The following is a 13,380-nucleotide window of genomic DNA, read 5'->3' on the forward strand; positions in this document are numbered from 1 at the left end:
GATTATTTTTTTAGTGTGCTGAGGGCGCGGCCCAGGCGCTCGATCTCTGTGTGGGTGTTGTAGTGCGCGAGTCCGACGCGTAGCAGGCCGCCCTGTTCTTCCAGCCCCAGGCGTGCCATCACTTCAACGGCATAGTAGTTGCCGTTCCAGACATTGAAATGCTCGATGGCGAGCTGCTCCGCCAGTTCGCGTGGTTGCCAGCCTTCCAGAGAGAAGGAGAAGGTGGGAACGCGCTCTTGCCATCGCTGTGGATCGGCAATACCGTAGAGCTTGAGGCCGGGCAGTGGTGTTAGCGCCTGCAAAATGGTCTGGCTCAGCTCGTTTTCGTAGGCGTTGATGACCTCCATGCCCTGGCGTAGAGCCAGGCGCCGTCCCGTGAGTAGCTCCTGGTGCTGATGCGTGAACGAGGCGCCAAAGGTCGTACCAAGCCAGGCCAGGTACTCCAGGCAACCCAACAGGCCCGCGATCGATTCAAAACTCTGCGTGCCCGTCTCAAACTTTCCGGGAGGCTCGTTATCGGCGGGACGGACCTTGTAGGCCTCCAGCTTTTGCAGCAGCTCATACTTTCCATAGAGGATGCCAATATGCGGACCAAAGAACTTGTAGCCTGAGCAAGCCAGCAGGTCACAATCAAGCTCCTGCACGTCGATAAAGCGATGCGGTGCATATTGAACGGCATCGATAAAACAGAGCGCGCCAACCTGGTGAGCCAGTTCAATGGCACGCTTGACATCGTTGATGGTCCCCACGGCGTTTGAGGCGTAGCCAATGGCAACCAGCTTTGTACGCGGCGTGACCTGGCGTTCCAGGTCCTGCATATCAAGCGTACAATCCTCTGGATGAATATCTACCCAGTGGATAATACATCCTCGGTCGCGGGCAATGAGCAGCCAGGGGGCAATATTGGCGTCATGGTCCAGGCGCGTGACAACGATCTCATCGCCGGGCTGGAGCAGAAGCGCGATACTCCGGCTGACATGGAGGGTCAGGCTAGTCATATTCTGCCCAAAGACAATCTCCTCTGGGCGTGCGGCATTAAGAAAATCGGCCATGGCCTGCCGGGCCTCGTAGACCACAGAGTCTGAGCGCAGGCTGGTCGTAAAAGCCCCGCCGTGATTGGCATTGGTATTGAGTAAATAGTGTTGCATGCGGCGCAGCACATCCTGCGCGATCTGCGTTCCACCGGGATTGTCAAAGAACACCGTTTCATTATTGAGTGACGGGAAGCGAGAACGTACCGCCTCGATATCAAGCATAGAAACCTCCAGTAACTAGCGATCAGTCAAGCCCTTTATTCTATCACGCTCAACATCCTATCACGCCCAATATCAGGAGATTCTTCGCGTCAACGGCACTTGGAGTAAGGGATGTTGGTGGAGTCATAGGCCTGCTAGGCCCTTGCGCAAGTTTGCGAGAATGGGGTCCAGGGGCAGCGCCCCTGGCGGGGTTTGGGGCTTCCTCTCCGCTCACCTGAGCCGAAAGGCTAGCTGCGAAAGTGGCGCTGCGCCCCCGAATGGGGGTTGGTGAGCGGAGAGGAAGCCAGTCCCAATTTCTTTTCCCTCTTGCCGCTGCAGGCGGCAGAAACAACGTATATATGGCGTTTGTTAAGACATATAGGCCCATATCTGTAACATGGAAGAAGAGCACCCCGTGTAGAAAACAGTATGGTATGAGAGTGCTTAGAAAGAAGGTTGGAGAACGCATGCATACGCGAACGTTTGGAAAAACTGGCATGGAGATCACTCCCATTGGCCTGGGTGCCTGGGCTATTGGCGGTGGCAACTGGCAATTTGGCTGGGGTTCGCAGGATGATAATGAGTCAATCGCGACCATCCATCGCGCCATTGACCTGGGGGTCAACTGGATCGATACGGCGGCCGTCTATGGTCTGGGACATGCCGAGGAGATCGTTGGCAAAGCCCTTCAGGGGCGAGGCGAGAAGCCTTATATCTTTACCAAGTGTGAGCGCACCTGGAATGAACGGCGCGAAATTGTACCCAGCTTAAAGGCGGCCTCAATCCAGCGCGAGGTAGAGGATAGCCTGAGGCGCCTGGATGTGGATGTCATCGACCTCTATCAGATCCACTGGCCGCAGCCGGAGGAGGATATTGAAGAGGGTTGGAGCACGCTAGTAAAGCTCAAGGAGCAGGGCAAGGTGCGCGCCATTGGTGTCTCAAACTTTAACGTTGAGCAGATGGAGCGCTGTAAGAAATATGGACCCGTGGAGACATTACAGCCCCCGTACTCGTTGCTCAATCGCGATGCCGAGAGAGACCTCCTACCCTATTGCGAGCGCGAAGATATCGGCGTCATTGCCTACTCACCCATGCGTTCAGGCCTGCTCTCGGGCCGCATGACGAAAGAGCGTGTTGCGCAGATGCCCGATGACGACTGGCGTAAGAATGATCCTGATTTCCAGTCTCCCCGCCTTGAGCGCAATCTGGAGCTGGCGAAGATGCTCACCGAAGATGTTGGCTTTCCACATAACGTGGGGGCGGGAGTTGTCGCCATTGCCTGGGTCTTGAGCAATCCAGCAGTGACCGGCGCTATTGTTGGCGCCAGGCATCCCAACCAGATCGAGGATCTGTTGCCCGCCGCCGAGCTACGCCTCAGCGAGTTAGAGCTTGATCAAATTGAGCAATTCATGCAGAAGCATCCTGTCCAAGTCTGAGTCTTGAATTATAGACACAACAGATCACCCTGAGTTAGTAGTGTGGTGCCGGGTGGCGCAGCCACCCGGCACCACACTACTAACTCAGGCGAGCGCCGCAGGCGCGAGAATTAGTACGTCTGGGTATGACCACTATTCAGGAGAGCATAAAGAAGAGTAGAGTAGAGAATATTATCAATACTCATCGCGATATATTACAAGAGAGGATGTTGTAGCGTCATTATGCTCATTAATATTCCTGAGAGCTGGCATGAAGTGCTCAATGGCGAGTTGGAGAAGGACTATTTCAAGAAATTAGAGGTGTTCGTGGATAACGAGCGGGCTCATTATGAAGTATTCCCCCCAGAAGAAGATCTCTTCTCGGCCCTGCGTTTGACCCCCTACGACAAAGTCAATGTACTCTTGTTGGGACAGGACCCCTATCACGACAACAACCAGGCGCACGGCCTCTGTTTCTCGGTGCGTCCAGGCATTAAGCCCCCACCCTCGCTGGTCAACATGTTCAAAGAATTGCGCAATGATGTCGGTTTTCAAATTCCGAACAATGGCTACCTGGTTCCCTGGGCGGAGCAGGGTATCCTGATGCTCAATGCCGTACTGACGGTGCGTGCCCACGAACCCAATTCGCATAAGAATCATGGTTGGGAGAAGTTTACGGACGAGATTATCCGGCGCGTCAACGCCAAGGATGACCAGGTTGTCTTCGTACTCTGGGGTGGTTATGCCCAGAAGAAGAAGGCCCTCATCGACACCACCAAACATCGCATCATTGAGTCGGCTCATCCCTCGCCGCTCTCGGCGCGCAACGGTTTCTTTGGCAGCCGCCCCTTTTCCGCCATCAACTCCGCCCTGCGCGAAGCGGGCAAGCCAGAGATTAACTGGCAGTTGCCTAATTTGTAGTAATATGAAATAGTATAGAGGAAGCTGCCCGGCGCTGCTGGCGTACGCCAGCAGCGCCGGGCAGCTTCCTCTATACTATTTCATTACTCCGAGAGATGAAAGACCATGATTGAGAACCAGCAAGCATATATTGCCCCATGTATCCTGGCGCTTGATGTCGGTACCTCTTCGACACGCGCTCTGCTCTTCGACGCCAGGGGACAGGGAGTCACAGGCATTGGATCACAAAAAAAGTATCAATTGACGACCAGCCATGACGGCGAGGCCAGTCTCGATGCGGATATATTGACGGAGATCGTTGCTGCTACCATTGACGAGGTGTTGCATCAGATGGGGACGCGGGCCAGCGAGGTCAAGGCCGTGGCCCTGGATACCTTCTGGCATAGCCTGGTTGGCGTAGATGCCCAGAATAAAGCGCTCACACCGGTAATCACCTGGGAGGATACGCGCCCGGCCTCGATGGTGCAAACACTGGGAGAGCACCTGGACGAGCAGAAGGTACACCAGCGCGTTGGCGCCCGTTTTCATGCCAGCTACTGGCCAGCGAAGCTAACCTGGCTGGCACGGGAGCAGAAAGAGGTGTACGGCAGGGTAGCGCAGTGGATCTCCTATGGTGAGTACCTGCATCGCGTCTTGTTGGGGAAATCGGTGTGTAGTCTCTCGATGGCCTCGGGCACGGGGATGCTCAACATTCGTGAGCGAGCCTGGGATGGCGAACTGGTGCAATATTTAGGGATCAAAGATGGGCAGTTGCCACAGCTTGGCGACTATAAGGATGGGATTACAGGGCTGACGGACGCATATCAGCAGCGCTGGCCGCAACTACAAAAGGTGACCTGGTTCCCCGCCCTGGGCGATGGCGCGGTGGCGAATGTCGGCTCAGGCGCGGTAACGCTGGGACGCTGGGCCTTGACGATGGGTACCTCCAGCGCGATTCGCGCCATTGTGGAGCCGGAGCAGGTCGTTCCCTCCATGGGTCTGTGGCTCTACCTGGTCGATGGTAAGCGGGCCGTTGTCGGAGGGGCCTTGAGCCAGGGTGGGAACGTGCTCGCCTGGTTGCGAGACACGCTGGGCCTGGAGGATCTCAAGCAAGCGGAACAGCTTGCGCAAGCCGTTGAGCCAGATGGGCATGGCCTGACGATCCTGCCTTTTATTTCGGGCGAGCGCAGCCTGGGCTGGCAAGGTTCGCGCCGCATGGCGATTGCGGGCCTCTCGCTACATACGACGCCAGGTATGTTACTGCGCGCAGGTATCGAATCCCTGGCCTATCAGTTAAAGCAGGTCTATGACGAGCTGCATCGCGTGCTCCCGCTTGAGGAGCAGCATGTGCCGCAGGTGATCTGCAATGGCGGAGCGGTCCTGGGTATGCCATTGATGCAGCAGATTCTAGCCGACACACTTGGTGCGCCGATCTATCCCTCACGTGACTCCGAAGCCTCCTCGCGTGGTGCAGCCTTGCTGGCGCTTGAGGCGTTGGGCCTGATCGAGGATATCACAAAGGTCAAACCCAACCTGGGGGAGAGCAAGACGCCAGACGCGAAGCTGGGCAGTATCTATCAGCAAGGGCTGGCACGCCAGCAGAAGCTGTACCATATGCTGCAAGAGCCCCTGTAGGGACTATGTGGAATCTTAACGATGCTGATTGACAAATACTGTGAAAAAGCATTTGTATTGTATGCTTGGCAGAGCTACCAAGCATACAATACAAATGTAAGATGTCATTTTTGTTGGTAGGGAAATGCGCATTTCATTCAGTTACAGGTTTGCAGAAATGCAATGCTTCCAGCAAACTTTGCCATGTTGTTATGTCCAATTCCAAGAATGTAACATTTATAGATCCAGCAGACGCAACAAGCGTTGCGCGAACACAGTTGCCTCACCTGCACGGAAAACCCCGAGGATGTAGCGGTCGGGGCGCACCAGCAGGTAAAGATCGTGTCGTCCCTGAAAAAGGGCATGCAAGGAGCCATCAAGATCATAAGCTGGTGTGAGGTGAGGTGGAATGAGCCGCTCTGAGGGTACGTGGCGCAAGCGTGGAATGAGCGTAATATAGCGAGGCTTAAGGCGTGACCAGGCCGGATGCTGCAAGGGGTCCTCCACCAGGCCCTCCTCGGGGGCGAGCCGGATGAGGCTAAAACCCGGGCCAAGCAGGTCATCCAGAGCCAGGGGCTGGTGCGCGAGGGTGAGCATCTGAGGTTGGGGCAGGTAGGAGCCAGGAATGTGGCTAAAACCTGGCAAGCGCGTAGACAGGATGAGCCCATGGCTATAGCGGGGCTGCGGTTTGACGCGCATCTCACGTAGACTCTCCGTAAATGCCGGGATACGTGCTATGACTCCCCGCAGGAGGAGATCGCGCAGTAGTGCGACCACGCGGTTAGTGGGCATGATGATTCTACCCAGGGTAGAGGAGAAGAGAATCATCTCGCGGATGTGTGGCACACGCTCGCCCTGGTAGCTGGCGAGGATCGACTGGCCCGCGCGCCGCTGGAGGACGAGCGCGACCTTCCAGCAGAGATTATGCACATCGCGCAGGCCGCTATTCATGCCTTGTCCACCAAAGGGCGGCATCAGGTGCGCGGCATCGCCGAGCAGGAAGACGCGATGATGAGCGAGGCGTGAGGTCATGGTTGCATAGAAGGTGTAGACTGCTTTGCGAGAGATCTGTGCTGGCTTCCCTGCGGACCAGTGTCGCTGGGCTAGCCGCGATTGCCTAATAAGCGCCTGGATGCGCTCCTCGCGTAGCATATCCTCGCTCTGTTCCTGCGAGTGCAGCATAAACTCCCAGCGGCGGCCCTGAGCGGGCGCGGGTACCGTCACCGCGGGCCGCGTGGGATTGCAGAAGAAAATAATGGCGTTCGCGGGATCATCGTCCTCGACACAATCCACGACCAGCCAGCGCTGGGGGGCCTGTCTCGCTTGCACTGCTTCCTGGGGCCCCATCAGTCTGGCTGCCAGGGGGAGAGGTGCCTGGCTTAAGGAGGGGGTGTGCATGCTGAGTGCGAGGGCATGGCGTATGGGGCTACGCCCTCCATCACAGGCCAGTAAGAAGGCGCACCGCACCTGGATCTGTTGCTCGCCTGGTGCGCGTAAGGTGAGCAAGACCTCGTTCTCGCTCTGCTTGAAGGTGAGCAGTTCATGTTGAAAGCAGACACGCACATGTGGGAAGCGTGCAAGCCCCTGGAGCAAGGCCTGTTCGAAGGTTGGCTGGTGAAAGGTTGAGATCAAGGGGAAGCCATTGCGCTGCTGGGTGGGGGCCACGCGCGCGAGGAGATGAGGTCCTGAGAGATAGTGTGCCTCTGTTCCCAGGCGCATAGAGGGCAGAAGCGCATCGCGTAGTCCTATAGCCTGGCAGAAGCGCAGCCCCTCGTCATCAATCGAAATGGCGCGTGGAAACGTGCAGAGCTCCTCGTTGCGTTCTATGAGTACTGTCGAGACGCCGAGCAGGCCCAGGAGATTGGCGGCCGCCAGCCCGGTTGGACCGGCCCCCACAATGATGACCGAGCTATAGGCTGGTAGCTTGCCTGAAATGGGTGCGTGCCGAGGATGATTTCCTGGATCATCCTCGGCGCTCCCTTCCTCCAGGTGTGGTTCCTCTTGCATTATGGCTCCCGTGTGAATGCCAGGACAACATTGGAGCCGCCCAGGCCGCGACCAGCGACCAGTACCCCCGAAGATGCGTCCTTGTGCTCGATAGGTCGGGCCTCATTGCGCACCAGGTCCAGGTGGTAGCGCGGATCGGGATCATCGCAGTTGAGCGTTGGGGGAATCACTCCATGCTTGAGGGCCAGGAGCGCTGTCAGAGCGTCAATGGCCCCGGCGGCTGCATAGCTATGTCCAATGCTGGTGCGGGGAACGCTGACCGGGATGCGCTCGCTCTCGGCATCAAAGGCCAGTCTGAGAGCCTCGGCCTCGCCCTGATCCGAAGCGGGATGCGCACGTCCATCGAGCTGTACATAGGCCAGGTCGGAGGTTTGTAGCCTTCCCTGGTTCATGGCCTGGCACATGGCGCGTGCGTACTGGGTGCCATCACTGGAGGGGGCATGCAAGCCCTCGGCCTCATTGGTCTGGCCATAGCCGACGAGTTCGCCATAGATGGTTGCGCCACGGCGGCGAGCATGCTCATACTCTTCCAGGATACAGATGCCCGCGCCTTCGGCCAGAATCAGACCTGTAGCTCGTTGATCGAAGGGCCGATAGGCATTCGGATCATCGCTCGTCGTGCAAACGCCCTGCTGGGCCAGGACGCGCAGGAGCAGAGGATGGAGGAAAGCTTCGCAACCGCCAGCGATAATCATATCCGCGGTATTGCGACGAATGGCTCCCGCAGCCATGCCAAGCGCATTGAGACCGCTGACCGCGTCGTTAACGGGCGTTTTACAGTAGCCCTGGATGTTATAGCGAATAGCGGCCTGCCCAACGTTGGCCACATTGAGCCAAGCGATAGCAGTATAGGCGCTGACAAAGCGTGGCCCTCGCGTGTAGAGCGTATGTAATTGCTTAAGAACATAGTCTACCCCACCCATGGCATTGGCGATGACGGCCCCTACGCGGCGTGGATTCTCTTGCGCCAGGTCGAGTCCAGCATCCATAATAGCTTCCTGGATGGCGGCAAAGGCGAAGTGCGTCATGCGATCCGTGCGATTGGCGAGCTTGCGGTCAATATAATCTTCAGTCACGAAGTCGCGCACGGCCCCCGCTACCCAGAGAGGCAGGTTGGCATGTGTGTAGCTCTCATGTGGCTCGAGGCGCGTGATGCCTGAGACACCATCGCGGCTGGCCTGCCAGAAGTTGGCGGTTCCAATACCATTAGGGGCGACCACACCCAGACCTGTAACCACTACCCGGCGTTGCTGATTATTAGCCATAATTTTCATTACCCATAGTTTCTTTTAGCCAGTCAGGTTGAGCGAAGACGAGGACGCTATTGACTCCGCCGAAGCCACTAGAATGAGAGAGCGCTACGTTGACGGCGCTTGCGCGAGCGACATTGGGGACATAATCAAGGTCACAGAAAGGATCGGGATGCTCCTGATTGAGGGTTGGGGGCAGCAATTGTTGATCGATAACCATGGCGGTCACGACGGCCTCAATTGCGCTGGCGGCTCCCTGGGTATGCCCGATCATCGACTTGGTAGCGCTGATAGGTATCTTATAGGCATAATCGCCGAAGAGTGCCTTGTAGGCCGCGGTCTCTGCGATCTCATTGGGCGGCGTCGAGCTACCATGCGAGTTGATGTAGCCAAGATCGGAGAAGCGCAGTTGGCAATCCTCAATTGCCTGCTCCAGGAGATGGTGCAGGGGCGCGCCATCGGACGGCAAGGCTGTCATATGATAGGCGTTGCTATTGGTGTTAAAGCCAATAATTTCCGCGTAGATGTGTGCGCCGCGGGCAAGGGCGGCCTCGCGCTCCTCTAGAAGAAGCATTCCGGCGCCTTCGGCCATGACAAAGCCGTCACGCTTATGATCATAGGGGCGCGAGGCCTGTTCGGGCGTATCATTATAGATGGTGCTGAGGGCGCCCATGACGCAGAAGACGTCCAACCCTATGGGGCTGATCGCGGAATCCGTCCCCCGGCTAGCATACGCTCTACCTGTCCCTCCTGAATAAGCCAGTAGGCCTCACCGATGGCATCCGCTCCCGCTGAACAGCCAGTCGCGATCACCGTGCTGGGACCATGCAACTGATGATGGGCGGCCACGCTCATGGCGGAGGCGTGTGTCATCAGGGATGTGGCGCTAATGGAATCGTCGGCCAATCCCTGGAGACCGTCTTTGGTGAGCTGTAGCCAGAGTCGCTCGCCCTCTTCTACATAGGACATCGCGCTCCCTACGTAGACACCGAAGTGTTCGCGCTCCTCCTGTGTGAGAGAAGACGGAAGGCCCGCGTCTTGCCAGGCCAGGTTGGCCGCTGCGACCGCGAATTGGGTGCAGCGATCCAGGTGTGTCATCTCCATAGGGGTGAGTCCCAGGCGTTGCGGCTCAAAATGCGCGACTTCGCCGGCGATACGTACAGGGAGGGTACTGGCATCGAAGCGTGTGATGCGGCGAATACCCGATTGACCAGTCACACATGCCTGCCAGAAATCGTCTTTCCCAATCCCGTTGGGAGCGACAACCCCGAGACCTGTAATGACGACCCGCCGTCTGGAAGGGGTTGAGGAATGGAGCTGTAAGTCATCCATGAAAGATTCTCCCTCTATGTTCTTAGAACCACCAATGAGGAATTACTAAGTGGTGAATTCATCAAATGTGTAGGGTCCATGCTGGCATGGACTGTGAGCGTAGCGACCGTTCCTCGCCAGGTAATCTGTCTGAGGGCGAGAGAGTCCATGCCAGCATGGATCCTACAGCCACGAACTACAGGAATTCACCACTACAGGGACAATAGCCAAGAGAGTGTCACAGGGTCTGCGATTGTGGTAGCGGGCTTTGTGGTTTTTCTCCTTGTAGAAAGGCCTCAATGAGTGGCGTGACGACCTCGGCCTGCGAATACATAAAGAAGCGCTCTGCTCCTGGTACCACGTGGTACGCGGCACAGTTAGGCAATTGCTTCGCCATCCAGCGCGTCTTGTATTCTGGGGAGAGCGCGTCATCGGCGCGATTGATCAAGAGTACAGGCATAGTGAGTGCTGAGATGCGTTGACGCATCTCAAAATAGTGGATGACAGGCAGAACTGAGTACTTATAAACGAAGGGCCAGCGCGCGATTTTTTGAAACTGCTCCTCAATGAGATGGCGGGGCAGGGCGGGCCTGGTTGTATTGTCTGGCGCGTGAGCCATGATATAGTTAATGACGGTACGGCGCAGAAACGCGGCGGGGAGTATATACTCGACAGGAAGGCGCACATATAGCTCATGGAGCAGCCAGATGAAGGGATGGGGAGCGATCTGGTAGTCGGCCCCCTGCGCGATGATAGTGAGCGAGCGGCAGCGTTGGGGGTAGCGTGCGGCAAACTCGAGCAGCACCATAGCGGCATCTCCATGCGCGAGCAGGTCCACCTGGTCGAGATGTAAGCCATCGAGGACGCCCCGAAGCTCCTCAACGCGAGCGGCTAGACTGATGGCCTGTGTGGTGCGTGTCTCGTGTCGGCGGTAGAGGATCACGCGTCGCTGCTGGCTAAGCGCACGTACCTGGCGCGCATAGACAAACTCCAGGTGTTCAAGAATGGGAACCATGACCAGGGGTGTGCCCTGACCGTGATCGATAAGAGGAACGTCAAGGTTGCCAATAGAGGTACGTTGCCATAACGACTCAATATATGCGACATCCTCGTGAAAGGTAGCATCATCGATCTGGGCTGCGGTAAGAGCACTCAAGCAAAACCTCCCTGTCCGACACTCCATACTCCTGGTAAATAGAGTGATATCTATGTGATGAGCAGCGTGCTATTTCAATAACACTGCCCAATCGCTTTTTCTTGCTTAGTATATAATACGACAAAGGTGCGAATGAAAGTATGAGTGGTGTAACACCTCTCCTGTGAGGTGCCTAACAGAAAAAGGATAAGCTGGTATTTAAAAAAAGGATGAGGTGTTAATAGATGAACGAGAATGCGGCGGGTTTATCGCACCCCACAGTGCGGCAGTGGATTACGGCCTTCAACGCACATGATGTGGAGGCTCTGGTGGCTCTCTATGCGGCGGAGGGCGAGCTATTTGATAGTGGTATGCCGGGTCCACGCCGTGGTAAGAGCCAGATCGAGAACTGGTTTCGCTGGCGCTTCCGCAGCACGCCAACTATTGCCTATACAGAGCAGACGACCAGTAGGCGTGAAGAGGATACCTTTGAAGTGACCTGGATAGCCAGCGGGATTGGCCCCCGAGTCCTGGGTCTGGGCGGCAAGCCCTTTCAGTCTCCAGGGAAGAGTGTCTTTGTGCTCAAAGAACAGCAGATCTGGCGCCAGCAGGGAAGCTATGACCACCTGGCCGTAATCCGGCAGATCGTACCCATATTGAACGCCTTGCCGAGGGCTGTAGCCGAGTGGATCTACAGCCTGTATCTGAGGCGCAATGGCGTCAAACAATAAAGAAGGTCAAGAACAGTAGAGGGGATGGTGCAAAAATGCCACGGCATTTTTGCACCATCCCCTCTACTGTTTGTTTTTGTTCCAGTGGCTAGTCTGTGTTAGAAGCTTAGGCGGGGACTTGTTCTTTCTTCATCTCGGCCAGCAACTCGTGGTCGCCCGCGATCTCTTCCAGGGAGCGCTGGTTAGGCTCGGGGAGGGTGAAGATGGTCAGGAGCAGACCCAGCAGGGAGACGACCGCCGCGACCCCCATGGCACCTGGCAGTTTGAAACTGGTGAGCAGGTAGGGGAAGGCGAAGGCCCCGATGAAGGCTCCCAGCTTACCCAGGGCGGCGGCCAGGCCATGCGCCGAGCTGCGAATCATGGTTGGGAAGATCTCGGCGGGATAGACAAATGTCGTCACGTTAGGACCGAACTCTGTGAAGAAGTAGCTCAAGGCGTAGAGCGAGAGGAAGGGCAGTGTGCTCTGTGTCAGCCCCGGTACCAGTGCGAGCAGGCCATAGGCGAGCGTCATCATCGCGAAGCCGATGCACTGGATCTTCTTGCGCCCCAGGCGGTCGATGGTCAGGGCCGCGACGATATAGCCGGGCATGGCCGCGACCACGAAGATCCCCAGGGTATAGAGCATATTAGTGACTGCATCAGCCTGCGAGTTGAGCGACTTCAAGACTAAGGAGCCGGAGATGGTCGTGCCGTAGTAGGCGATATCGAGCAGGAACCATGCGCCTGCGGTACCAATGACCCATTTCAAGAAGCGCGGCGTAAAGAGCAGGTAGAACCAGGATTTTTTTGGCTGCTGTGTCTGCTGCTTCTGAACTTTGGCGCTCTTCTTCTCGGCCCCATTGCCGGTCACGTTGCTGATGGTCTGCTGCGCGGCCTCGGCATTGCCATGCATCATCAGGGCATAGCGGGGCGTCTCCTCGATCTGGCGGCGTAGGTAGAAGGTCGCCAGGGCGGGAACCGCGCCAAGCGCGAGCATGATGCGCCAGGTCAGGTCTGGATGTAGTCCTGAGACAAGCAGGATCAGCGCCACCAGGGGACCAAGAATCAGGCCCAGGCCCTGCATAGAGAAGACCATAGTGATCAGCTTGCCCCGGTCCTTGCGGTTAGAGTATTCGCTCATCAACGTGGCACTCAGCGGATAATCGCCGCCGATGCCCAGGCCCATGATGAAGCGGAAGATGAGCAGAAAGTAGATGTTAGGAGAGAGGGCCGAGATGACGGCGCCCGCCGCCAGTACAATCAGGGTCAAGCCATAGATGGCGTGGCGACCAATACGATCAGCCAGAAGGCCAAAGATGTAGGAGCCTAAGGCTGCGGCGACGAGGGAAGTACTGGCGACTAGCGAGGTTTCCAGCGCATTGAGGTGCCAGAGAGGGTTCAGAATGGTCAGTGCGGCACCAATAATAAACAGGTCATAGGCGTCCGTAAAGAAGCCCATACCTGAAGTGATCATAGCCTTCCAGTGAAAGCGCGAGAGGCTACTATTGTCGAGTTGTGCCAGTACTTCATGCGCATGTGGCGTTATATGAGATGGTTCATTAGCCAGTGAACCGGTTTGACTATCTTTGACTAGCATATGGAACAAAACTCCTTGCTTAAGGGATAGGTTTATAAATCAACATGTAACAATTAAAAGAATAGCGCTCAATTGTTATGGGAGTGTTAAACAGAGGTTAAATTTTGCTGAGACGTACGCAAAATCCCTGCTCACCACGTTCTATCCCCAGATTTCGGGGAATGCCGAGGGAGAAAGTTGCTGCGTTTTCTCCCCATCTTATGGAT

10 protein-coding genes and 1 pseudogene are annotated in these 13,380 nt (G+C 56.6%); 4 read left to right on the top strand and 7 right to left on the bottom strand.

Features of this window, described 5'->3' with window-relative positions:
* Positions 1 to 2: 2 nt before the first annotated feature.
* Positions 3 to 1,256, bottom strand: a complete 1,254-nt coding sequence (locus JMJ16_RS26300; RefSeq protein WP_201386401.1) for a cysteine desulfurase-like protein — start codon at positions 1,254 to 1,256, stop codon at positions 3 to 5.
* A 446-nt stretch (positions 1,257 to 1,702) separates the two neighbouring features.
* Between JMJ16_RS26300 and JMJ16_RS26305 the strand changes: the two genes are divergently transcribed.
* From JMJ16_RS26305 to JMJ16_RS26315, 3 genes are all read left to right on the top strand, one after another.
* Positions 1,703 to 2,671: an aldo/keto reductase gene (locus tag JMJ16_RS26305; protein WP_201386402.1), complete on the top strand. Its 969-nt coding sequence runs from the start codon at positions 1,703 to 1,705 to the stop codon at positions 2,669 to 2,671.
* A gap of 222 nt (positions 2,672 to 2,893) precedes the next feature.
* Entirely contained in the window at positions 2,894 to 3,571 is a 678-nt protein-coding gene (ung, locus tag JMJ16_RS26310; protein ID WP_201386403.1) for a uracil-DNA glycosylase, read from the top strand.
* A 105-nt stretch (positions 3,572 to 3,676) separates the two neighbouring features.
* Positions 3,677 to 5,185 (top strand): gluconokinase, encoded by a 1,509-nt coding sequence (locus JMJ16_RS26315; protein WP_201386404.1) that lies wholly within the window; start codon positions 3,677 to 3,679, stop codon positions 5,183 to 5,185.
* Between the two features lie 216 nt (positions 5,186 to 5,401).
* Here the strand turns inward: JMJ16_RS26315 and JMJ16_RS26320 are convergent, their stop codons facing one another.
* The 5 genes and pseudogenes from JMJ16_RS26320 to JMJ16_RS26340 form a co-directional block, all read right to left on the bottom strand.
* On the bottom strand, positions 5,402 to 7,171 hold the full coding sequence (locus JMJ16_RS26320; protein ID WP_201386405.1) for an FAD-dependent monooxygenase: 1,770 nt from the start codon (positions 7,169 to 7,171) through the stop codon (positions 5,402 to 5,404).
* Complete coding sequence (locus JMJ16_RS26325) at positions 7,171 to 8,445, bottom strand: beta-ketoacyl synthase (protein ID WP_201386407.1); 1,275 nt, start codon at positions 8,443 to 8,445, stop codon at positions 7,171 to 7,173. Before JMJ16_RS26325 ends, JMJ16_RS26320 begins: the two co-directional genes overlap by 1 nt.
* Positions 8,429 to 9,013 carry a beta-ketoacyl synthase gene (locus tag JMJ16_RS26330; RefSeq protein WP_374229124.1) on the bottom strand — a complete coding sequence of 195 codons (585 nt, stop codon included), beginning with the start codon at positions 9,011 to 9,013 and terminating at the stop codon, positions 8,429 to 8,431. The genes JMJ16_RS26325 and JMJ16_RS26330 overlap by 17 nt, the downstream gene beginning before the upstream one ends.
* Before the next feature lie 12 nt (positions 9,014 to 9,025).
* Positions 9,026 to 9,753 (bottom strand): annotated as a pseudogene (locus tag JMJ16_RS26335) (beta-ketoacyl synthase); the annotation flags it as partial.
* A 217-nt stretch (positions 9,754 to 9,970) separates the two neighbouring features.
* Entirely contained in the window at positions 9,971 to 10,888 is a 918-nt protein-coding gene (locus JMJ16_RS26340) for an alpha/beta fold hydrolase (RefSeq protein WP_201386411.1), read from the bottom strand.
* Positions 10,889 to 11,112: 224 nt separating this feature from the next.
* Between JMJ16_RS26340 and JMJ16_RS26345 the strand changes: the two genes are divergently transcribed.
* Complete coding sequence (locus JMJ16_RS26345) at positions 11,113 to 11,598, top strand: nuclear transport factor 2 family protein (protein ID WP_201386412.1); 486 nt, start codon at positions 11,113 to 11,115, stop codon at positions 11,596 to 11,598.
* Between the two features lie 106 nt (positions 11,599 to 11,704).
* Here the strand turns inward: JMJ16_RS26345 and JMJ16_RS26350 are convergent, their stop codons facing one another.
* Entirely contained in the window at positions 11,705 to 13,174 is a 1,470-nt protein-coding gene (locus tag JMJ16_RS26350; protein ID WP_201386414.1) for an MFS transporter, read from the bottom strand.
* Positions 13,175 to 13,380: the final 206 nt, after the last annotated feature.

This window comes from Ktedonobacter sp. SOSP1-52 (assembly GCF_016587395.1).